The sequence below is a fragment of the Collinsella sp. LCP19S3_H3 genome (assembly GCF_052119145.1).
Classification (GTDB): Bacteria; Actinomycetota; Coriobacteriia; order Coriobacteriales; family Coriobacteriaceae; genus Collinsella.
In genome coordinates this window covers 68681-91595 of the sequence record NZ_JBQKFW010000002.1, presented here as the reverse complement: position 1 = coordinate 91595, position 22915 = coordinate 68681, and the positions used below count along the sequence as shown (strand labels likewise).

Below are 22915 nucleotides of genomic sequence, written 5' to 3'. Positions count from 1 at the left end.
CCCGCGTGCTCGCACCTCATATCTCTGTTGTCAACCTCGGCTGCCGTGTCAACCGGGTTGAGTCCGACCGTATCACTGCCGATCTTATGCGCCTGGGTTTTGCAATGGTGGAGCCTCAGGATGCGGAGCTGATCGTCATTAACACCTGTGCCGTTACGGGCGAGGCCGAGGCCAAGACCCGTAAGGCCGTCCGCCATGCGCTGGCTCATCCAAAAGAGCCCTATGTGGTCGTGACCGGGTGCGTTGTCAATTTGCACCCCGAGGAGCTTCTGGAGCTTTCGGACCGCGTGATCGCGGAGCCGTCTAAGATCGATGTCGCCGAACGCGTCTGCGAGGTGCTGGGCGTTGAGTCCGATAGCGTGGCCGCCTGTAGCGACGGCGATGTGGTCGACGCGCTCGGTCGCTCGCGTCTGGGTGTGAAGATCCAGGACGGCTGCAACCATCGTTGCACCTATTGCATTGTGTGGAAGGCCCGCGGCCCCGAGCGCTCCGTGCCGGTCGAGTCTGTGCTCGAACAAGTTCGTGAGGCTCAGGAGGCCGGCGTGCCCGAGGTGGTGCTGACGGGCGTGAACCTGGGCGCCTACGATGGCAAGAGTGCGACTGACGAACACGTCGAGATCGATGAGCTGCTCGAGGCAATCATGGAGCGTACGTCTATTCCTCATGTGCGCATTTCCTCGGTCGAGCCCATGGATATCTCCGAGCCCCTGCTTAAGGTCATGGCGCGCTATCCGCAGCGCATCGCCCCGTTTTTGCACCTGCCCGTGCAGTCTGGCTGCACGGCGACCCTGCATCGCATGGGCCGTCCCTATAGCGCCGAGGCATTTGAGGAGACGGTGCGTATGATTCGCGCCAACTTGCCCCAGGCGTCCCTTTCGTGCGACGTCATCGTCGGTTTTCCCGGCGAGACGGACGAGGAATTTGAGGAGTCGCTGGCGTTGTGCCGTCGCGTGGGCTTTTCGCGCATGCATGTCTTCCGCTATAGCAAGCGTCCCGGTACCCTTGCTGCCGATATGCCCGACCAGGTGCCGCCCGAGGTCATGGCTGAGCGCAGCCGTCGTATGCGAGCCGCGGCGCAGGAACTCGCCATTGCCGACGCCCGCCGTCGCGTGGGCACCGTCGAGCGTGCCGTGCTCGAGTATGGCGACAACCTGACGCTCGGTTCGTTCCATCATGCCCGTCTTGACGATACCTGCGGACTCACAGCCCCGTGCCTGCTCGATGTTGCTATCATCGGAGTCGATGATTCCGGCTTGGTCCATGCACGCAGGGAGGTTCATGGAAGCCTCGAAGATTAGACTTACCGTTCCCGATGGAATTGATCCCTCGCGCGTTTTGGGTGCCGGCGACGGCGTCCTTCGTGCGCTCGAGAGTTTGGTTCGCGCCCACGTGGTCGCCCGTGGTGACCGTATCGCCGTGTGCGGTGACCCGGACGAGGTCGAGCTCGTGGCGCGCTTTTTCGAGCATGCTTTTCGCGAGGCTGCCGCCGGACGGACGCTGTCTGTCGACGATGTCTCTCGCTGCCTGGCCGTCTTGCGCGACGGTGAGTACGGGGCTACGTCGCTTCGCGATGATGTGCTGCTTTCGTATCGCGGTCGTGCCATTCGCCCCAAGACGCTCGGTCAAAAGCGCTATGTGGATGCCATCCGCTCGCATACCATCACGTTTGGCTTGGGTCCTGCCGGTACCGGTAAGACCTATCTGGCCATGGCGCTTGCCGTTGCCGCGCTCAAGCGTCACGAGGTGGGCCGTCTGATCTTGACGCGTCCGGTTGTCGAGGCGGGGGAGAACTTGGGCTTTTTGCCCGGTACCCTCGAGGAAAAGATCGATCCCTACATGCGTCCGCTCTACGACGCCCTTTTTGACATGATGGATCGCGAGCGCACCGATGAGCTTATGGAGCGTGGCGTGATCGAGATCGCCCCGCTTGCCTACATGCGCGGTCGTACGCTGAGCGATGCCTTCGTGGTGCTCGACGAGGCTCAAAATACCACGCCCGAGCAGATGAAGATGTTCCTGACGCGCTTGGGCTTTAACTCCAAGTTTGTGATTACCGGTGACCTGAGCCAGCGTGACTTGGTAGGTCGTCGCGGCGGTCTTGCCGACGTTGAGCAGATTTTGGGTCGTGTCGACGATGTCGCGTTTTCGCACCTCGAGCGTGCCGACGTGGTGCGTCACGCCTTGGTGGGGCGAATCGTCGAGGCATATGATGCTTATGATGACGTGCGCGAGAAACGCGTGCACGACCGAAAGGAGTCCCGTTGAGTGTATTGATCAGCAACGATGCCGAGCTCGATACGCTGCTTGTCGCGCAGGAGATAGAGCACATCTGCGAGGTCGTGCTTGCTGCCGAGGGCGTTGAGCGAAAAGTCGAGATTTCCCTTTCGTATGTCGATGAGGATGAGATGCACGAGCTCAACCACGAGTGGCGCGGTATCGACCGTACCACCGATGTCCTCTCGTTTGAATGCGACTCGGCCTTTGACGAGGATATCCCAGCCGACGAGACGCTCGAGCTCGGCGATATCATCTTGGCCCCGCAGGTCATTGCCCGTCAGGCCCCCGGCTTTGGCAATAGCCCTGCCGATGAGTGCCGCCTGATGCTCGTGCATGGCATGTTGCATTTACTGGGCTACGATCATATCGAGGACGACGAGGCCGAGGTCATGGAGGCCCGCGAGGACGCCATCCTGCGCGATCTGGCGCTCGAGCGCGGCGAGGACCCCAAGCTGGTTCACGTCGGCCCCATCACCAACCATGCCCACGACTAGGAGCCGTCTATGATTCCCGGATCGAACAAGGACCATCCGTCCTTTTTAAAGTCGTTCTCCTACGCCATGGAGGGCTTCGTTACCGCCGTCAAGACCGAGCGTAACATTAAGGTCATGCTCGTGGCGGGTGTGTGCACTGTCATTGCCGGCTGCATCGTGGGGCTCGACATTGCCGAGTGGGCTACGATTATCATTTGCTGCGGCCTGGTGATTCACGGCGAGCTGTGCAACACCGCCATGGAGGCGATTGTCGATTTGGCGACCCAGGAGCTCCATCCGCTGGCAAAGCGTGCAAAGGATATCGCCGCCGCCTCCGTATACGTTCTTTCCATCACCGCCGCGATTGTGGGCTTGTTGGTATTTGCCCACGCGCTCGGCTTTATTTAGAAAGGGATCTTCATGTCCGACAATATGCAGCCTATCGATGAAACGCTGGACGACGAGTCCCTGGATGCTGTGGATGCCGAAGCGACTGAGGCTTGCGAGGTCGAGGGGTTCGACCCGTTTGAGGGCATGAGTGACGAGGAGCTCGACGCCCTGTGCGACGAGGGCGACAGCCTCGCGGGCTTTGGCGACGTTGAGCCCGGTTTCCGCAGCGGCTTCGTGGCCCTGGTCGGCCGCCCCAACGCCGGTAAGTCCACGCTGCTCAACGCCTGCTATGGCAAAAAGGTCGCCATCACCTCGCCGGTGGCCCAGACGACCCGCCGTCGCATGCGCGCCGTCGTCAATCGCCCCGGTTACCAGCTGGTTTTTGTCGATACCCCGGGTATTCACAAACCCAAGGACGGCCTGGGGTCCGAGCTCAACAAGAGCGTGCTGTTCGAGCTGAACGATGTCGATGTCGTCGCGTTTTTAATTGATGCCACCAAACCGATCGGCAGGGGAGACGCCTGGGTTGCCGAGCGCGTCAGATGCGCCCGTTCCAAGAAGGTCCTGGTGCTCACCAAGGCCGATGAGGCCGATCCCGCACAGGTCATGGAGCAGCTTAAGGCCGCCCACGAGCTCATGGAATATGACGATGAGATCGTGACGTCGTCGGTCAAGAACTTTAACGTCGATGCCTTCATCGAGACCGTTGCGCACTTTTTGCCCGAGGGCCCGCGTTGGTTCCCCGAGGACATGGGTACCGACGCTTCCGACGAGACGCTCGTTGCCGAGTTTGTGCGCGAGAAGGTCTTGCGCCGCACCCGTGATGAGATTCCGCACTCCGTTGGCGTAATCTGCGATGCGCTCGAGCAGACCAAGAAGGTGCTGCGCGTGCATGCCACCATTTACGTCGAGCGCGAGGGCCAAAAGGGCATCATCATCGGTAAGGGCGGCGAGATGATCAAGCATATCGGCATCGACGCCCGTCGCGATCTTGAGCGCATCTTTGGCACGCAGGTCTTTTTGGAGCTGGACGTGAAGGTAAAGGCCGGCTGGCGTGACGACGAGGCCCAGATTCGCCGTTTTGGCTACAACGCCGAGGACTAAGGGCGCGCGGCGCTCATGGCAGGCTCACGGACATATCGCACAAAGGTACTCGTCCTCGATAAGACCAAGCTCAAGGAGACCGATCTGATCTTGACGATGCTCGATGAGCGGGGTCGGCAGGTCCGTGCCGTGGCAAAGGGCGCGCGCAAACCCGGCGGGCGCCTGGCGGCGCGCTGCGAGCTGTTCTGTACCGTCGATATGCTGCTCGCGCACGGACGGTCGCTCGACGTGGTTTCCCAGGCCGAGCTTATGGAGGCGCCGCTCGGCGCCGCGCCCGATTACGAGACGACCTGCGCCGCAAGCGCGATCGCCGAGGTCGCGCGCGTGTGCTCGTTCGAGGACGCCGAGGACCCGTTTACCTTTGCCATTACGCAGCGAGCACTTGCCCTGGTGGGCAGCAGGCTCGACACGGCACATATGGACCTGCTTGTGGCGGCATATGTCTTTAAGCTGTTGTCGCACGTTGGCTATCGACCCGATTTTTCGGCCTGCGTACTGTGCGGAGACCCCATGCTGTCGTATTTTTCGCCCCAGGCGGGCGGGCTCATGTGCGGGTCGTGCGCGTCGAGCGTTCCGGGTGCCGAGCTGGTGTCGACCGGCGAGGTCGCATGGCTTCGCGCCCTCATGTCCATGACCTTCGATGCGCTCATGGCCGAGAGGGTCGATCCCCATACTGCCGCCTTTTTGCTGGGGCTTTCGCATGTTTGGGCTGCGACGCACACCGATCAGCGTCTTCGCGCGATGGAATTCATGTTGGGTCGGTGATGATGGGCATACGCGGTCCGCTTGTGGTAACATACCGACCTGTTGGTACCTCGACCTTGGATGCTCGCTCCACCGGCGGCTTCCCAGTCCGAGGCGAATAGAGTCGCCCGCGGGCGACGCGAAACGAAAGGTGAAACAATGACTGTTTCCAAAGAGCGCAAGGCGGAGCTGACTGCCCAGTTCGGTAACACCCCGGTCGACACCGGCAACCCCAAGGTTCAGGTCGCCATCCTGACCGAGCGCATCAAGGAGCTGACCGAGCACATGAAGTCCCACCAGAAGGACTTCCACACCCGTCGTGGTCTGCTCATGCTCGTCGGTCGCCGTCGTCGTCTTCTCTCCTACATCAAGAAGAACGACGTCGTCGAGTATCGTGAGCTCATCAAGGCTCTGGGCATCCGCGACAATATCCAGTAAGGATTTGTACATGCTAAGAGCGTCCTGCGCAGCGGGGCGCTCTTTTTGTGTAAGGGCGTGAACAATCACGCTCTGAAGCGTGGCGGGGGCAGGGGGCCCGCGTCACATGAGAAGCCCGCAGGCAAGGGGCCTGCGGGGTAAAGGAGAACAATGACACTCGTATCCAAGACCTTTGAGCTGTACGGCAAGACCTACACCTTTGAGTCGGGCGAGCTTGCCAAGCAGGCCACCGGCGCCTGTCTGGTCAAGCAGGGCGACACCACGATGCTCGACACCGTGGTCGTCTCCAAGGAGCGCAAGAACTACGACTTCTTTCCGCTGACCGTCGACTTCAACGAGAAGATGTACGCTGCCGGCCGCATCCCGGGTGGCTACCTCAAGCGTGAGGGCCGTCCCAGCGAGAAGGCCACGCTTACGGCCCGCATGATCGACCGTCCCATTCGCCCGAGCTTCCCGGACGGCTTCCGCAACGAGGTGCACATCGTCGCCACCTCGCTCGTCGCCGACCAGGTCAACCCCTTCGACGTCATCAACGTCATGGGTGCCTCCCTGGCCATGACGCTCGGTGGCGTGCCCTTCGAGGGCCCGCTTGCGTGCGTGCGCATCGGCCGCAACGTGGAGACCGGCGAGTTTATCGTCAACCCCACCTATGAGGAGCGCGAGAACTCCGATCTGGACCTGGAGCTGGGCGGCTCTGCCGACTTCATCTCGATGGTCGAGGCCGGCGCCGATGAGATCTCCGAGGACGATATGCTCGCCGCCATGAAGTTTGGCCAGGAGGCCCTCGCTGCCTTCTGCCGGGCTCAGGACGAGTTCGTTGCCGAGTGGGAGCAGGTCAACGGCGCTATCGTCAAGAAGGAGTACCCGCTCGACCAGCCCGTCGAGGAGGTCCAGGAGCGCATCTTCGCCCACTACGACGAGATGGCAGCCGCCCTTCGCGACGCCGACAAGCTCTCCCGTATCGGCAAGGTCGAGGCTCTGAAGGAGTCCATCCGTGCCGAGTTCACCGAGGAGGAGCAGGCCGCTTGGGAGCGCGAGATCCCCGTGGCACTCAAGAAGCTCGAGAAGAAGGCCATGCGCACCATGGTCGTCGAGACCGGTGAGCGCGTCGACGGCCGTGCCGCCGATGAGATTCGCCCCATTATGGTGAAGGACAACTACCTGCCGCTCGTTCACGGCTCCGGCCTGTTCCAGCGCGGCCAGACCCAGGTGCTCTCCGTCCTGTCGCTCGGCATGCTCAACGAGGGCCAGCGTCTGGATACCATCGAGCCCACCGAGGGCAAGCGCTACATGCACCACTACAACTTCCCGCCGTTCTGCACCGGCGAGACCGGCCGCATGGGTAGCCCCAAGCGTCGCGAGATCGGCCACGGCAACCTGGCCGAGCGCGCCCTGCTTCCGGTGCTCCCCGACGAGAACGAGTTCCCCTACGCCATCCGCGTGGTCTCCGAGGTCATGGAGTCCAACGGCTCCTCTTCGATGGCTTCGACCTGCGGCTCCACGCTCGCCCTTATGGACGGCGGCGTGCCCATTAAGCGCCCGGTCTCCGGTATCGCCATGGGTCTGATCCAGGAGGAGGGCAAGACCGTGGTCCTGTCTGACATCCAGGGTCTCGAGGACTTCCTGGGCGATATGGACTTTAAGGTCACCGGCACCACCGAGGGCATTACCGCTCTGCAGATGGACAACAAGGCCACCGGCCTTACCTTCGACATCCTGGCCCGCGCCCTGCAGCAGGCCAAGGAGGGTCGCGCCTTCATCCTGCAGAAGATGCTCGATGTGATCCCCGAGCCGCGCCACACCACGCGCAGCACCGCTCCGCGCATCGTCTCCATCCAGGTTCCGACCGACAAGATCCGCGACGTCATCGGTTCCGGCGGCAAGGTCATCCGCGGCATCCAAGACGAGACCGGTGCTTTGGTCGACATCCAGGAGGACGGCACTGTCTTTGTCGGTGGCACCGGCGAGTCCGTCGACCAGGCTGTCGAGCGCATCAAGCTCATCATCAAGGTTCCCGAGCCGGGCGAGGAGTACACCGGTCGCGTGGTCTCCATCCAGCCCTTCGGCGCCTTTGTCAACCTGCTGCCCGGTAAGGACGGCCTGCTGCACATCTCCCGCGTCGCCAAGGGCCGCGTGGAGAAGGTCGAGGACGTCCTCAACGTGGGCGACGAGGTTAAGGTCGTCGTCATCGAGGTCGATGATCGCGGCAAGATCTCGCTCGATCGTTTGGATAAGCCCGAGGCCCCGGCTTGTGCTGAGGGTGCCCCCGAGGGCGACGGTGAGCACTTCCAGCGCCGTGAGCGTCCGCGTCGCGAGCGCTCCGAGCGCAGCGACCGTCCGCGCCGTCCCGGCGACAACGGAGGCCGCAAGCCCCGCCGTCACCACGACGCCGAGTAACAGCTACACATAAGCAGCTCAACAAGGGCGACTCCGGACAGGGGTCGCCCTTTTGCTATTCCCGGCGGGGTCCGCGGGTAAAGTTTCCTGCTCTACAGTCCTGCTCGCACGGAGAGCACATTAAGTGCTCTCCGGCTCGTGCGGAACTCGCGATAAACTTTACCCGCGGCCCCCGCCGGGAATAGCAAAAGGGCTGGTGGGTGCGGTTTTCGATTTTGTCAGATAGTCTATTCAGTTATCTGAATTCAGATCTTTAGATAATCGCATGTGCGGCATTACCCCAGATAAAACCGACCAAAATAAACCTGTCCCTTTTTGGCAGGTCTGGGGCCATCGGGGGCCGGGGCGGGTTAAGTTTGTCGCGAGTTCCGCACGCAAAGGAAAGCACTTAATGTGCTTTCCGTCTTGCGCAGGACTGTAGAGCAGCAAACTTAACCCGCCCCGGCCCCCGATGGCCCCAGACCGGCGGGATAGACCGGTTTGGATGGGGCTTTGATGCATGGGTGGTCTGTTGGTGGGCAAATGGGTATCATAATGCGGTTACTGCATCGACTCCGTGATGCATGTTTGTACGTTCCCGGCGGTCGGTTTGCCAGAAGCGCCCCGTCGGTTGTTCCAGACCCGTTTCGAAGAAAGGAAACCGCACGAACCTATGGCAGCTAAAAAATCATCTCCCTTGAAGATCATTCCGCTCGGAGGCCTTGACGGCATCGGCAAGAATATGACGGTCTTCGAGTGCGGCGACGACATGGTGCTCGTCGACGCCGGCCTTATGTTCCCCGACGACTCCCAGCCCGGTATTGACCTGGTGCTTCCCGACTACACCTATGTTCTAGAGAACGAGGAGAAGCTCCGCGGCATCATCGTCACCCACGGCCACGAGGACCATACCGGTTCGCTTCCGTACCTGCTGCAGGACCTCAACAACAAGGTGCCCATCTTCTCGAGCAAGCTGACGCTTGGTTTCATCGAGGGCAAGCTTTCCGAGTTCCGCATCCGCGCGCCCAAGTTCCGCGAGGTCAAGGGCGGTAGCCATGTCAATCTTGGTGGCATTTCGCTCGACTTCTTCTCTATGACGCACTCAATTCCGGGCGCTTTGGGCGTATTCATTCGCACCAACCAGGGCACCGTTATGCACACGGGCGACTTTAAGCTCGACCAGACGCCCATCGATGGCGTCACGCCCGATTATGCCGCCATCAGTCGCTTTGCCAAGCAGGGCATCGACCTGTTGCTTTCCGACTCCACCAACGCCACGGTTCCGGGCTTTACCAAGTCCGAGGCCGAAGTCGGCCCCAACTTGCTGCACGCCATCAAGAATGCCCCGGGCCGCGTGTTCGTCGCGTCGTTCTCGAGCCATATCCATCGCCTGCAGCAGATCTGCGACGCCGCCCGCAAGTGCGGCCGCAAGGTCGTCGTGACCGGACGTTCCATGCTCACCAACACCCGCGTGGCGCGCGAGCTGGGCTACCTCAACATCGACGATGCCGATATCATCGATGCCTTCGATATCGATAACCTGCCTGACGACAAGATTGTCGTCATGTGCACCGGCTCTCAGGGCGAGCCGCTGTCGGCGCTGTCCCGTATGGCCAACGGCGAGCACAAGACGCTCTCCATCCACGAGGGCGATACCGTCATCCTCTCGGCAACGCCGGTCCCCGGCAACGAGAAGGCCGTCCAGCAGGTCGTCAACAGCCTGGCCAAGCTTGGCTGCGACGTGTGGGATAAGAATCGCGCCCTCGTCCATGTCTCGGGTCACGGCAGCCAGGAGGAGCTCAAGCTTCTGATGGCCATGGCCAAGCCCACCTACTTTATGCCGGTTCACGGCGAGGCCGTGCACCTGCGAGCCCATGCCCAGCTCGCCCGTAAGATGGGTATTAAGGATGATCACATCTTTATCCTCGATAACGGCGACACGCTCGAGATGCGCGGTGGTATTGTCAAGCGCGGTACGCCCGTCGAATCCGGCGTCGTCTACGTCGACGGCCTGCGCATCGGTGATACCGACCCCATCGTCCTGCGCGATCGTCAGAAGCTCGCCAATGACGGTATGGTCACGGCTGTCGCCATCGTCTCGCTCAAGCACAAGAAGATCGAGGCTATTGAGTTCTCGGGCCGTGGCGTTTCATTTGCTATTGACGATCAGTTCTCCGAGGATGCCTCCGCATCCATCATGAAGACAATCGAGAAGGGCAAGTTTAGCTTTACGAGCAGCGGCTCCGATGCCATTCGCAAGGCCGTGCGCGATTCGCTCTCCAACTTCATTTGGAGCCGTACGCGCACCCGTCCGATGATCATCCCGGTCGTCATGGAGGTTTAGTTTGGCGCGCGGATCTGCACAAAACGCCAAAGGCAATAAAGCCAACAACCAACCGGCATCTGCTAAGGGTGCCGGTTCCCATCTTCGTGCCAATAAGGGCCACGAGGCCGAGTTCGACGATGTTGAGCCCCTGGTCGAGCCTTCGGCCAACCGCGATATCGCCGGCGTGGTTATTGCCGTTTTGGCGATTGCGTCTTTCATTGCCGTGATTTCTCCGGCAACGGCACCCGTGACGGCAGCGGTTGCCGGTTTCTACCATCTTGGCTTTGGCCTGGGCGCCTACGTGCTGCCGATCGTCATTTTGCTGTTTGCCGCCACGCTCTTTTTGGGTGAGGACTCGCCGCTCAACATTCGCTCGGTCGCGGGTGGCGCCGTTGTCTTTATCGCCGTCGTCTCCATTCTTTCGTTGATGGTGCCGGGCACGAGCGATTCGTGCGACCTCATGTTTGTGCCGCAAAACCTATCCGCTTCGGGTGGCTACATCGGTGCGTTTATTGCGAGTGCGCTGCAGAATGCCCTGGGTAAACCTATCGCGATGGTGGTCCTGTTGGGTTTGGCCGTCGTTGGCTTTGTCATCATCGGCTTTTCGGTGGGCGGCGTTTTGCGCTCTGCGCGCAATCGCGCTGCCGATTTTGCCGAGCGTCGTCGTGCCGATGTCAATGCGAGCCCGTGGGGCGACGAAGAGGCCCTGTCGGTTCCCGGCATCGCCCGTCCGCACCTGAGCATTCTTCGTCAGAAGGGCTCCGATATGGCCGTGACCACGGTCATGGGCAATGACGCGGACCCTGTTCTGGACGATGATGACGAGGACGATGATCCGTTTGTCGACGTGTCCGAGGCTGTGGAGGCCGAGCGCGCCAAGACCACGCTGCTGCCGCGTCGCCATGCCAAGCATGGCAAGTCCGCGCCTAAGCTCAACACGAGTGAGCCCGACCCGTCTTGGTCCGATAGCGAAATCGAACTCACCGCGGGCGATGACGAGGATGACGAGTGTCCGCTCGAGACCGCCAAGACAACTTTGCTGCCGCGTCGCCAAGACAGGCGAGGACAGGTCACCGGACAGCTTTCGATGGAAGACGACCCGGACAAGGTCGACGAGTCCGAGCCGCCGTTTGCCGTGAACCCCGTGTCTGCTGCCCCGCAGATCCCCGATTTCCTGAAACACCCCAAGGTTGCCGATGCCCCCACCCCTACGGCTTTCGCTGCTCCTGTTGCAGCCGGCGATGGGGGAGCTGACGGCACCGCTGCCGATGTCGAGGGCGAGCAAGAGGATGGCCTCAAACTCCCGCCGCTCGAAATCCTGCACGCCAACCCGCAGTCGGCGTCCGCCGCGTCTTCTGACAAGGAGTTGGAGCAGACTGCCGAGTCGCTGCAGTCCACGTTGCTGGAGTTTGGCCGTAGCGCTCGCGTCGTCGGCTGGATTGCCGGTCCCACGGTGACGACCTTTAAGCTGCAGCCCGGCGAGGGCGAGCGCGTGAGCAAGATTTCGAGCCTCGAGGACGATATCGCGCTTTCGCTTGCCGCCCAGTCGGTGCGTATCTTTGCGCCGATTCCCGGCACCTCGCTTGTGGGTATCGAGATTCCCAATCGCAAGCGCCAGAACGTTAACCTGGGCGACGTGCTTCCCTATGTGAAGGGCGGTCCGCTCGAGCTGGCCATCGGTCGCGATGCCGAGGGTACGCCGGTTGTCGCCGACCTCGCCAAGATGCCCCACCTGCTTATTGCCGGTACCACCGGTTCCGGTAAGTCGGTCATGATCAACTCCATCATCACGACCCTGCTCATGCGCGCGCTTCCCGAGGACGTTCGCTTGATCATGGTCGATCCCAAGCGCGTTGAGCTTGCCGGCTATAACGGCCTGCCCCATCTCTATGTGCCCGTGGTGACCGAACCCAAGCAGGCTGCGAGTGCCTTGCAATGGGCTGTGTCCGAGATGGAGCGTCGCCTGAAGGTCTTCGAGCGCCTCAACGTTCGCAAGATCTCGACGTATAACGAAAAGCAGGCCGCCGGCGAGTTCGAACACTACGATAACCCGCCGCAAAAGATGCCCTATCTGGTCATTATCATCGATGAGCTTTCGGACCTGATGATGGTTGCCGGCAAGGATGTCGAGGCCTCGATCGTTCGTATCGCCCAGCTGGGCCGTGCCGCCGGTATTCACCTTATCGTGGCTACGCAGCGCCCCAGCTCCAACGTGGTGACGGGCCTCATTAAGGCCAACATTACCAATCGTATCGCCTTTAACGTGGCCACGGGCATCGATTCCCGCGTCATTATCGACCAGATGGGCGCCGAAAAGCTCACCGGTTTGGGCGACATGCTGTTCTCCAAGGTCGACTGGGGCAAGCCCCGCCGTATCCAGGGCTGTTTTGTCTCGGATGATGAGATCAACGAGATCGTCGAGTTCGTTAAGTCGCAAAGCGAGCCCGACTACCACGAGGAGATTCTGTCTGCCGTGGCGCCTGCTTCCATGTCCATGGCTGGTGGCGGCATTGTTCGCACGGGCGTTGCCGAGCCGCAGGATGACGACCCGCTTATCTGGGAGGCCGCCCATATTGTGGTGGAATCGCAGCTTGGCTCCACATCTGGCCTGCAACGCCGCCTCAAGGTTGGCTATGCGCGCGCCGGGCGTATTATGGACATGCTGGAAGAAAAGGGCGTCGTCGGCCCGCCCGACGGTTCCAAGCCGCGCGAGGTCCTGCTGGATGACGAAGGGCTTGCCGCGCTGGAGTCTGTCGACGCCGAGATGGTACGTGAAGATCGTGAGTTTGGAGGATTCTGATGGCTGCACGCTTTGGTGACATGCTGCTCGAGCAGCGTCGCCGGATGGGCCTTTCCATCCAGCAGGTCGCCAACACCATCAAAATCAGGCCGCAGATCATCGAGTTTTTCGAGACTGGTAACTTTGCATCGATGCCCCCGCGTGGCTATGCGCAGGGCATGATATCGAGCTACGCTCGCTTTTTGGGGCTTAACCCGCGCGAGGTCGTCAACGCTTATTTTGACGACCTCATGGCATATGAACGCGATACCTCGCAGCAGGGCGGTCGTTTTCAGGATGCTGCCGGCTACGTTAACTCGCGTTCTTCGGTCGATAACGGTCGTTTTTTGATGGTTCAGGGTGGTCGTACGACACGGTACGGCCAGCGCCCTCCGCAGGCGGGCTATATCACCGAGACGGGCTCCAGCGAGGAAATTCGTTCTCAGCGAGATCGTTTTCGCAGTACGCCCCTGCCAGATGACCGTGCGCTTCCCGCCGCTCGTGGGTTGAGTCGCGATCCTCGCGCCGGTTACGGCGACGGCGGATACTCCGGTCGTAGCTATCGCGGAGTACCCGCCGGGCGTTCCCACGATGGCTGTTCCGACGCCGATACCACGCAGGTGACGCCGCGCCTCCGTTCGCAATCCCAGCCCTATGGGCAGCGCTCTTCGGTGCCTCGCTCTGGCCAGCGCGGCTATCAGGGCCGTGGCGAGCTTGCGCCGCGTCCGGGCCTGCGGGGTTCGCAGCGCCAGAGTAGCTATCGTGGTCGTCCCGATAGCGGTCGCGGCCGCATACCGCAGGGTAATGGTCGTGGTAGCTCCAATCGCGGACGCGGCGTTGGGCGCGCCTCTCAATACAACACGATCGATCCGCGCATTATTTACGTCGGCATCGGTGCCGTGGTGCTACTGTTGATTTTGCTCATCGTGGTACTCCTGCGTGGTTGCGGCTCTGCTGCACCCGAGTCGACGCCCGAGACACCCGTGGCTACCAAGACGACGACTAAGAAATCTTCCAAGAAGACCGAATCCACTGACGAGGATGAAGACGCCGACGAGGCGACGGATGCGGCCGGTTCCGATGCTGCCAAGGCGACGGTGGAAAAGGAAGAGGACGAGGTCACCAAGGTCAAGGTCTCTGTAGCCAAGGGCAAGACCGCCTGGATCGAGGTCAAGGTCGACGGTAAATCGGTCTATGGCGCTCAAGCGACCGGTCCTTTTGAGCAGGAGTACACGCCCGAGTCCTCGATTGAGATCACCACGTCCAAGCCCTCCGATGTCACGGTCACCAAGAATGGTGAAAAGGTTCGCTATGACACCAAGACATCGGGTGTGGCGCGCGTGACCATTACCGTTCCCAAGAAGGAGACCGCTGACTCCGCGAACGGCGATAATGCCGGCGGTACCGATAATGCCGACGGCACCGATGTCCAGTCTACCGTCGGCACCGACACGGCATCCGACGGCCAGACAGTGAACGATTCAGATGACTATTCGTACGACAGCTACTAAGGCTCCCCGTACCGAAAGGAAGAACCATGGCTAAAGATTCCAGCTTTGACGTTGTGTCCGAGGTTAACATGCAGGAGGTCGATAACGCCTTCCAGCAGACCGCCCGCGAGATTTCCCAGCGCTATGACCTTAAAGACTCCGGCGCCACCATCGAGCTTTCGAAGGGCGACAAGCTCTTTACGATTAACGCTCCGGCCGATTTTGTCTCCAAGCAGATCATCGATGTTTTGAGCTCCAAGCTCATCAAGCGCGGTATCGACCTCAAGGCTGTCTCTTGGGACACCCCGCAGGCGGCTTCGGGCGGTACCGTGCGCGTGCTCGGTCATATCGTCGAGGGCATCGACCAGGCGACCGCAAAGAAGATCAATAAAGATATCAAGGATCAAAAGCTTAAGGTCAAGGTGACCATCGAGGCCGATAAGCTGCGCGTTTCCTCGGCTTCTAAGGACGCTTTACAGACGGTGATTCAGTTCCTGCGCGACCAGGACTACGGACAGCCGCTGCAGTTTACCAACTACCGCTAATTTACTCGAAAGGACCGCTCTCCAACATGGATACTCCGTTGGGTTCCGTACTCTATATCACGCTTGGCTGCGCCAAGAACGAGGTCGATACCGACCGCATGCGTTCGCTGCTGGCCGCTGCGGGCTACGAGGAGGCATTCGATCCTCAGGATGCCGATATCGCCATTGTCAATACGTGCTCGTTTCTTACCTCGGCGACGTCTGAGAGCATCGAGACCACGCTCGAGCTCGCTAACGAGGTGCAGGACGGCGTTCGCTCCTGCCCCATTGTCATGTGTGGTTGCGTGCCGTCTCGTTACGGCGACGACCTGCCCGACGAGCTGCCCGAGGTCGCGGCATTTGTGAAGGCCGATGAGGAAGACGGTATCGTCTCTGTCATCGATGGCGTTCTTGGTGTGGAGCGTAAAATCGCTGCCTATATCCCGCAGGTCAAGCGTACCGTCGAGGGCGCTGTCGCCTACGTCAAGATCTCCGATGGCTGCAATCGTTTTTGCAGCTTCTGCATGATTCCCTACATTCGCGGTCGCTATCATTCGCGCAATGCCGAAAGCATTATCTCCGAGGTGCGCGACCTGGTTGCCGGCGGTGTGCGCGAGATCGTGCTAATCGGCCAGGACACGGGCATTTGGGGCACCGACTTTGCCGATGAGGACGCCGCTGAGGCCTCACCGCGCAATTTGGCGCAGCTGCTGCGCGCCGTCGCCGAGGCTGTGCGCCCGCACAACGTCTGGGTTCGTGTGCTCTATCTGCAGCCCGAGGGCATGACCGACGAGCTTATCGAGACGATTCGCGATACGCCCGAGGTATTGCCCTATATCGATATCCCCGTGCAGCACTGCGACGCGCGCATCCTCAAGGCCATGCGTCGCTCCGGTTCGCGTCAGGAGCTCGAGGAACTGTTCCGCGATCTTCGTGATCGTATCCCCGGCATCGTGATTCGCTCCACGGCCATGGTCGGCTTTCCGACCGAGACCGACGACGAGTTCCGTGATCTTATCGACTTTATGGACACCGTCGGCTTTGACTATACGAGCGTCTTTGCCTACTCGCGGGAGGAGGGCAGCCTGGCCGCCAATATGGAGGGCCAGGTCGATGAGGAGGTCAAGCTCGAGCGCGCCCAGGAGGCCATGGATCTGGCCGAGTCGCTGGGTTTTGCCGCCACGGCAGCCCATGTGGGCGAGCGCGCCCAGGTAATCGTCGACGGTATCGAGGAGACCGAGGACGGCGCCGAGCTGATCGGTCATGCCTGGTTCCAGGCGCCCGATTCCGATGGCGCGGTGCATCTGGACGCCAGCGAGGCGTCCGTGGGCGATATTTTGACCGTCGAGTTTACCGATAGCTTCTGCTATGAGCTTATCGGCCATGTTGTGGAGTAGGAGAGCGTCGTGGCAAACGAGAGCAATAAGGAACTGACGAGCGTTTGGACGCCCGCCAACATCGTGACGTGCGTGCGCATCGTCTTTATTCCGGTGTTCATGATCGTCTCGGCTCTGTCTCACGCGAGCGTTGCCGGTACGGACTGGAGCACCTTCGACGGCCCGCTCGCCGCCGCTGCCTTCATTCTGTATGTGATCCTGTCGTGCACCGATAAGGTCGACGGCTATCTGGCGCGCTCACGCAACGAGATCACCGATTTCGGCAAGTTCTTGGACCCCATCGCCGACAAGTTGCTGGTGTTCTCGGCCTTGCTGCTGTTCTTGGATTTTGGCGCGGTGACCGTGTGGTCCGTGTTCATTATCCTGTTTCGCGAGCTGTTGGTGAGCGCACTTCGCATGGTCGCGAGTGCTGCCGGTGTGGTCGTTGCCGCCGATAAGCTCGGCAAGTACAAGACGGCGACCACGATGGTCTCCATCTGTGGCTATCTGTGCGTCTTTGCGATGGCCGGTCTTCAGCTGGGGCCGGAGTCGCTGCTGCTCGGTGTCTATTCGGTGTCGCGCTTCCTGTACGTCATCGCTGTCATTTTGACCATTATCTCGGGTGCCCAGTACTTCTGGAACTGCCGCAAGATCGTCTTTTCGGTCTAGGTCCTGGTGGGTATGACGGAGTCTTATTTGCAGATCGCCGCAAACAACGAGGAGCTGGCGCGCGATATTGTCGAGCGCGCGAGTGCCCGTGGCGTGACGGTGTCGACGGCGGAGTCGCTGACGGCGGGCATGATCGCCTCGACGATTGCCGATATCCCGGGTGCCTCGGCGGTGCTTCGTGGCGGTGCGGTGACCTACTGCGATGAGATCAAACATCGCGTGCTCGGCGTCGAGCAGGAAACGCTCGATCGGTTTAGCGCCGTGTCGCATCAGACGGCGCGTGAGATGGCCGCGGGCTCGCTGGGCCTCTATCAGAGCGATGTCGCCGTGAGCGCAACGGGCTACGCTGGGCCCGGCGGCGGCACCGAGCAAGACCCCGTCGGCACGTTCTATATCGGCTGGGCGTATCGTGCGGCCGATGGGGGAGCGACGGTCGTTGAGTCTGCGCGCTGTCACTACGAGGGTGATCGGTCGTGCGTCCGTGCCTATGCGGTCGCTGAGGCTTTGGAACGCATTGTCCGCGTGCTCAATTCCATGGAATAGACGTGTTTTAAGGGGCCTTAGGGCCCCTTAATTGTGGAGATAGGGACCTTTGGCAAGGAATGCGCTTGCGCTGGCACATGTCTTTAATTTGTACGAGCACTCGTATTTGCGATTGGCATGGTCAAGCGTTTGGTCGGTGATTGGTCGGCGTTTGGTCGGGTTTTGGAATGGACGGGTGTATATGATGAACCTGAACGGTTGACCACGAACAGCCGTTCGTTTATCATCGATTCAGGTTGTTAAGAGGAGGGCTATTCATGGCCAAGAATTCAGGTCCCGTACGTACCGTTCATACGCGCACGACGGGCAAAGAGCGCGACGAGATGATCGCCACTACCAAGGCCGAGATCGAGAAGAAGTTCGGCCAGGGTTCTATTATGAGGTATGGCGACGGCGGTCCCGAGCTCGAGGTCGAGGCTATTCCGACGGGCTCTCTGGCGCTCGATGCCGCCTTGGGTATCGGCGGCGTGCCGCGCGGCCGTATCGTTGAGATTTATGGCCCCGAGTCTTCCGGTAAGACAACGCTTTCGCTCGAGATTCTTGCAGAGGCGCAGGCCATGGGCGGTGTCGTGGCTTTTATCGACGCTGAGCATGCGCTTGATCCCACCTACGCCGCGCGCATCGGCGTCGATATCGACGAGGTGCTGATTTCCCAGCCCGATACGGGTGAACAGGCGCTCGAGATCGTTGACATGCTTGTGCGTTCCGGTGCCATCGACGCCATCGTCGTCGACTCTGTTGCCGCTTTGACTCCACGTGCCGAAATCGAGGGCGAGATCGGTGACACGACGGTGGGTCTGCAGGCTCGCTTGATGAGTCAGGCGCTCCGCAAGCTCGCCGGCTCGCTTGCCAAGTCCAACACAACCTGCATCTTCATTAACCAATTGCGCGAGAAGATCGGCGTCATGTTCGGCAACCCCGAGACCACCACAGGCGGCCGCGCACTCAAGTTTTTCTCTTCCGTGCGTATCGATATTCGCAAAATCGATACCATCAAGCTCAAGGACGAGGTTATCGGCAATCGCGTACGTGCCAAGGTCGTTAAGAACAAGGTGGCTGCTCCGTTCCGCTCGGCCGAATTTGACATCATGTATGGCACCGGCATTTCTAAAGAGGGCTCGATTTTGGATATGGCTGTCGAGTGCGGCATATGCAAAAAGATGGGGTCTTGGTTTGCCTATGGTGAGGACAAACTCGGCAACGGTCGCGAGGCCGCTAAGACGTTCCTGCGCGAGCATCCCGATTGCGCCGACGAGATCGAGCACAAGGTTCGCCTTGCCTGCGGTCTTGAGTATGACGATGATGCCCCCTCCGAGGTTGAGTTGACCGATCAGCCCGCCCCCGAGGAGTTTGACGAGCTGTATGCCATCGATGGCTCCGCGATGCTCGACGATGACGACGAGTAACGGATGCCGACATGTCGTATACGGTTACCGAGGCTAGGGTCGTTTTTCCGGATAAGAAGACGGCCTCCTCGTTCTCGAGCGGTTATGCGTCTAAAAAGCCCTGTGCACATATCGATTGCGATCTGGAGGGCGGTTTTGAACGGTCCATTTGGATTCCCGTGCGTGTGGCACGTGTGTACGTTCAGAACCGTCTCGATCTTCCCTGCGACTGGGATGACTTTCGCGAGGCGGTGCAGCTTATCGAATGCAAATGTGCGCTCACCATGGTGACCGAGATGCTTTCGCGTCGTGATCATGCTACAGGCGAGGTGCGCGATAAGTTGGCTCGCTATGGCTTTCGACAGCCCGCGATCGACTTTGCCGTCAATCGTGCCATCGAGTATCATTTTTTAGATGAGAACCGCTTTTGCTCGTACTTTATCGAGGAGCGTAAGCGTCGTGGTTGGGGACAGCGCAAAATCGAGACTGAACTCAAGCGTCGCCATGTTGCACTTGATGAGATTCCAGGGTATCCCGAGGCTTATTTTGCCGAGGATGACGACTTGGCTCGCGCATCGGCTTTGCTCGCTAAGCGTCGCGTTCCCGAGGCACGTGCATTCGAAAAGCTCGTCAGATTTTTGATGGGCAAGGGCTTTTCCTATCACATTGCCGCCGATGCCGTTAAGGCGCGCCTCGATGCCTTAAGCGAGAAATGCGACGTTTAAGCATGCGCACGTTACGCTCCTGCCGTTCACCGCTCGATAGGCGCCGTGCTGGGTGCGTTAATTTGACAGTTGTTGCGGTTCAACGTAGGATAATTACTGTCATTTGCATTGTGATATGTGCTCATCTGCGATGAGTTTGTTTATATGTTTATCTGTATCCGACCCGCATAAGCTGCGCCCATATTACTCAAATGTCGCGAGCCGTTCGTATGGACGGTTCGCTTTGTTGTGTAACGAATCCATAAAAAGGAGTGAGCATGCCGCCTATCATTGCAGCGCTCGTTGGCATTGTTTTGGGTGCCATCGTCGCCATTGCCTACATGCGCACCGCCAAGCAGGGTAGTCTTCACGAGGCCGAAGAAAAGATTCAGTCGGCACACGCGCAGGCAGAGTCCCTGATCGGTGATGCTAAGCGTCAGGCCGAGACCCTCAAAAAAGAGGCTCTGCTCGAGGCTAAGGAAGAGATCATCAAGAACAAACAGGCCGCCGAGGCCGAGGACAAGCAGCGTAAGAGCGAGATTCGCGCGCTCGAAAATCGCGTGATGCAGCGCGAGGAATCGCTCGACCGACGCAACGATGCGCTCGATAAGCGCGAGCATCAGCTGTCCAGCCAGGCCGGTCAGGTCGAGAAGCGCTCTCGCGAACTTGAGGAGCTTTGCGCCAAGCAGACCTCCGAGCTCGAGCGTATTGCCGACCTTACGCGCGAGGATGCTCACAAGGAGCTGCTCGATAAGGTCCGCGGCGAGGTTACCCATGAGGCGGCCACCATCATCCGTGAGTCCGAGCAACATGTCCGCGCCGAGTGCCATAAGACCGCTCAGGAGATTCTCTCCCTGGCGATCCAGCGTTGTGCCGCCGACCATACCGCCGAGGTCACCGTCACGTCCGTTCATATTCCCTCCGATGACCTTAAGGGCCGCATCATCGGTCGCGAGGGTCGTAACATCCGTACTTTCGAGCAGGTTTCCGGCGTCAACCTTGTGATCGACGATACCCCCGAGACTGTCGTGCTTTCGAGCTTTGATCCGGTCCGTCGTGAGACCGCCCGCGTGGCGCTCGAGAACCTCATTGCCGACGGTCGTATTCACCCCGCCCGCATCGAGGAGATGTACCACAAGGCCGCTGACTTGGTTCAGCAGCGTGTGCTCGAAGCCGGCGAGCAGGCCGCCTTCGATACCGGAATCCACGACCTGCATCCCGAGATCGTCAAAACCCTGGGCGCTCTGCGCTACCGCACCTCGTTTGGTCAGAACGTGCTACAGCACTCGCTTGAGGTCTCCGACCTGTGCGGCATCATGGCCTCCGAGCTTGGTCTGGATGTTGTGACCGCCAAGCGCGCGGGTCTTCTGCATGACCTGGGCAAGGCCATCGACCACGACGTTGAGGGTCCGCATGCTGTGATTGGTGCCGAGCTTGCCCGCCGTTATGGCGAGAAGCCCGTTATCGTCCACGCAATCGAGGCCCATCATGCCGATGTCGACCCCAACACGGTGCTCGACGTTCTGGTCCAGGCTGCCGATGCTGTTTCCGCTTCTCGTCCCGGCGCCCGTCGCGAGTCGGCCGAGAGCTACATCAAGCGCCTTGAGAAGCTCGAGGAGATTGCCAACTCTCATGACGGCGTCGAGCGTACCTATGCTATGCAGGCCGGTCGCGAGGTCCATGTCATGGTTCAGCCGGACAAGATTTCCGATGCCCAGTCCACGGTGCTTGCGCACGATATCGCCCATCAGATCGAGGAAGAGATGGAGTATCCCGGTCAGGTGCGCGTTGTCGTGATTCGCGAGAGCCGTGCCGTCGATATCGCTAAATAACATGAACGACGCGAACGAGCTCATCTCATTTATCGCGTCGATGTCGGGGGAGGGCAACCTTCGCGTCGAGGAAAACCTTGGCGAGGGGTATGTCCGCCTCCGCGTTTCGGAGGCCGAGCGCCGTCAGGCCAAGCATGACATTCAGCATGTAGAGGACATTGTCATCGAGATGCTGCGTAATGCTCGCGATGCCGGAGCCGATAAGGTCTATCTAGCCACGACCAAGGAGGAGGGTGTTCGTACCCTCCTCTTCCTGGATAACGGTTCGGGTGTGCCGCAGGATATGCAGGAGCGTATCTTCGATGCCCGTGTCACCTCCAAGCTCGAGAGCATGAAGATGGACCGTTGGGGTGTTCACGGTCGTGGTATGGCGCTGTTCTCTATCAAGCAGAACACCGATGAGGCACGCGTTGTTACATCGGGCGTCGATTTGGGCTCAGCGTTTAAGGTGTGCGTTGATACCGATCGCTTGGCTGAGCGCGCCGACCAGTCGAGCTGGCCTCAGGCGGTTAAAGACGAAGACGGCCGCTATGTATGCGCTCGCGGTCCTCACAACATCATTCGCGCAGCCTGCGAGTTTGCCCTTGAGGAGCTGCGCGACTGCGACGTGTATCTGGGCTCTCCGTCCGAGATCGCTGCGACCCTGTACGCCCAGGCTTCCAGTCGTCTCGATACGTCACGCTTGCTCTTTATCGATGACGAGTGTGAGCTTCCGGTTATCGATCGTTTAGGTCTCGCTTCGGATGCCGAGGACTTTATCCGGATTTGCTCCGGGCTGGGTCTCGAGATGTCCGAGCGTACTGCCCACCGTATTCTGTCAGGACAGATTAAGCCCGTTCGCGGCGTGTGTGCGCGCCTGCTGCGCGAGCGCGATTCCACCTCGCATTTGCCGGCTCCAGTCGATCTTGCCAAGGACCGTCGAGGCCTTCGCATTGCCAAGGATGACATGGCGCAGTTTTCGCGTGCTGTTGAGCGCGACTTCAATGACCTCGCCGCCCGGTATTACCTCAATCTGTGCGGCGACCCTAAGATTCGCGTTTCACGTGATCGCATCACCGTGACGTTCGATCTTGCCAAAGAGGAGTAGCATCTTTACCGAGTCCGCTCGGTACGATACAGTTATTGCAGTTAAAACGTACTTTTAAACGCAGGAGTTTCTTCATGGATTGCCTGAAGGTATCAAGCAAATCATCGCCCGCGTCCGTTGCCGGCGCCATTGCCGGTATGGTCAAAGATGGCGTTCCCGTCAACATTCAGTGCGTCGGTGCCGGCGCCGTCAACCAGGCCATAAAGGCCGTTGCCATTGCGCGAGGTTTTTTGATCCCTACTGGCTTTGATGTCTCTTGTGCGCCGGTGTTCTCTGACATCCTCATTAACGGGGAGTCTCGCACGGCAATCCGTCTCTCTATCTACGTTCACCAGATTAATCGGGCTGCTATGGACAATGTCGTCATGGACGACGTTAAGCCTGTTGCGTAAGCGAGT

Annotated in this window: 20 protein-coding genes; all 20 read left to right on the top strand. The window is 60.1% G+C overall.

All coding sequences use genetic code 11. The annotated features are described in order from the left end of the window. The first annotated feature begins 5 nt into the window (after positions 1-5). Positions 6-1298 (top strand): MiaB/RimO family radical SAM methylthiotransferase, encoded by a 1293-nt coding sequence (locus tag ACTQZF_RS01355; protein ID WP_441554343.1) that lies wholly within the window; start codon positions 6-8, stop codon positions 1296-1298. Further along, positions 1279-2265, top strand: a complete 987-nt coding sequence (locus ACTQZF_RS01350) for a PhoH family protein (protein WP_441554342.1) — start codon at positions 1279-1281, stop codon at positions 2263-2265. The genes ACTQZF_RS01355 and ACTQZF_RS01350 overlap by 20 nt, the downstream gene beginning before the upstream one ends. After that, positions 2262-2771 carry an rRNA maturation RNase YbeY gene (gene ybeY / locus ACTQZF_RS01345; RefSeq protein ID WP_441554341.1) on the top strand — a complete coding sequence of 170 codons (510 nt, stop codon included), beginning with the start codon at positions 2262-2264 and terminating at the stop codon, positions 2769-2771. Before ACTQZF_RS01350 ends, ybeY begins: the two co-directional genes overlap by 4 nt. Before the next feature lie 9 nt (positions 2772-2780). Beyond that, entirely contained in the window at positions 2781-3158 is a 378-nt protein-coding gene (locus ACTQZF_RS01340; protein ID WP_099431794.1) for a diacylglycerol kinase family protein, read from the top strand. A 12-nt stretch (positions 3159-3170) separates the two neighbouring features. After that, positions 3171-4244 (top strand): GTPase Era, encoded by a 1074-nt coding sequence (era, locus tag ACTQZF_RS01335; RefSeq protein WP_441554340.1) that lies wholly within the window; start codon positions 3171-3173, stop codon positions 4242-4244. 15 nt (positions 4245-4259) lie between these two features. Then, on the top strand, positions 4260-5009 hold the full coding sequence (recO, locus tag ACTQZF_RS01330; RefSeq protein WP_154516310.1) for a DNA repair protein RecO: 750 nt from the start codon (positions 4260-4262) through the stop codon (positions 5007-5009). A 138-nt stretch (positions 5010-5147) separates the two neighbouring features. Then, positions 5148-5426 (top strand): 30S ribosomal protein S15, encoded by a 279-nt coding sequence (gene rpsO, locus ACTQZF_RS01325; RefSeq protein WP_154516313.1) that lies wholly within the window; start codon positions 5148-5150, stop codon positions 5424-5426. A 150-nt stretch (positions 5427-5576) separates the two neighbouring features. Then, the gene (locus ACTQZF_RS01320) at positions 5577-7823 is read left to right on the top strand and encodes a polyribonucleotide nucleotidyltransferase (RefSeq protein WP_441554339.1); all 2247 of its coding nucleotides are present in this window, start codon (positions 5577-5579) and stop codon (positions 7821-7823) included. 652 nt (positions 7824-8475) lie between these two features. Next, the gene (locus ACTQZF_RS01315; protein ID WP_117654800.1) at positions 8476-10146 is read left to right on the top strand and encodes a ribonuclease J; all 1671 of its coding nucleotides are present in this window, start codon (positions 8476-8478) and stop codon (positions 10144-10146) included. A gap of 1 nt (position 10147) precedes the next feature. Next, a complete protein-coding gene (locus ACTQZF_RS01310) occupies positions 10148-12928 on the top strand; it encodes a DNA translocase FtsK 4TM domain-containing protein (RefSeq protein ID WP_441554338.1) in 2781 nt (926 codons plus the stop codon). Next, positions 12928-14418, top strand: coding sequence for a RodZ domain-containing protein (locus ACTQZF_RS01305; RefSeq protein WP_441554337.1), 1491 nt, complete (start codon positions 12928-12930; stop codon positions 14416-14418). The genes ACTQZF_RS01310 and ACTQZF_RS01305 overlap by 1 nt, the downstream gene beginning before the upstream one ends. Before the next feature lie 26 nt (positions 14419-14444). Beyond that, entirely contained in the window at positions 14445-14942 is a 498-nt protein-coding gene (locus ACTQZF_RS01300) for a YajQ family cyclic di-GMP-binding protein (RefSeq protein WP_154516322.1), read from the top strand. 26 nt (positions 14943-14968) lie between these two features. Beyond that, the gene (rimO, locus tag ACTQZF_RS01295; protein WP_441554336.1) at positions 14969-16318 is read left to right on the top strand and encodes a 30S ribosomal protein S12 methylthiotransferase RimO; all 1350 of its coding nucleotides are present in this window, start codon (positions 14969-14971) and stop codon (positions 16316-16318) included. A 99-nt stretch (positions 16319-16417) separates the two neighbouring features. Continuing rightward, positions 16418-16966 (top strand): CDP-diacylglycerol--glycerol-3-phosphate 3-phosphatidyltransferase, encoded by a 549-nt coding sequence (gene pgsA, locus ACTQZF_RS01290; RefSeq protein ID WP_441554416.1) that lies wholly within the window; start codon positions 16418-16420, stop codon positions 16964-16966. A 27-nt stretch (positions 16967-16993) separates the two neighbouring features. After that, on the top strand, positions 16994-17509 hold the full coding sequence (locus ACTQZF_RS01285; RefSeq protein WP_441554335.1) for a CinA family protein: 516 nt from the start codon (positions 16994-16996) through the stop codon (positions 17507-17509). A 257-nt stretch (positions 17510-17766) separates the two neighbouring features. Further along, positions 17767-18915 (top strand): recombinase RecA, encoded by a 1149-nt coding sequence (recA, locus tag ACTQZF_RS01280; RefSeq protein ID WP_154516331.1) that lies wholly within the window; start codon positions 17767-17769, stop codon positions 18913-18915. Between the two features lie 11 nt (positions 18916-18926). Then, positions 18927-19619 (top strand): regulatory protein RecX, encoded by a 693-nt coding sequence (locus tag ACTQZF_RS01275; RefSeq protein ID WP_441554334.1) that lies wholly within the window; start codon positions 18927-18929, stop codon positions 19617-19619. Between the two features lie 257 nt (positions 19620-19876). Beyond that, positions 19877-21430, top strand: a complete 1554-nt coding sequence (rny, locus tag ACTQZF_RS01270; RefSeq protein ID WP_441554333.1) for a ribonuclease Y — start codon at positions 19877-19879, stop codon at positions 21428-21430. 1 nt (position 21431) lies between these two features. Beyond that, positions 21432-22517, top strand: a complete 1086-nt coding sequence (locus tag ACTQZF_RS01265; RefSeq protein ID WP_427717475.1) for an ATP-binding protein — start codon at positions 21432-21434, stop codon at positions 22515-22517. 74 nt (positions 22518-22591) lie between these two features. Further along, positions 22592-22909 carry a stage V sporulation protein S gene (locus ACTQZF_RS01260; RefSeq protein WP_118079896.1) on the top strand — a complete coding sequence of 106 codons (318 nt, stop codon included), beginning with the start codon at positions 22592-22594 and terminating at the stop codon, positions 22907-22909. The last annotated feature ends 6 nt before the right edge of the window (positions 22910-22915 follow it).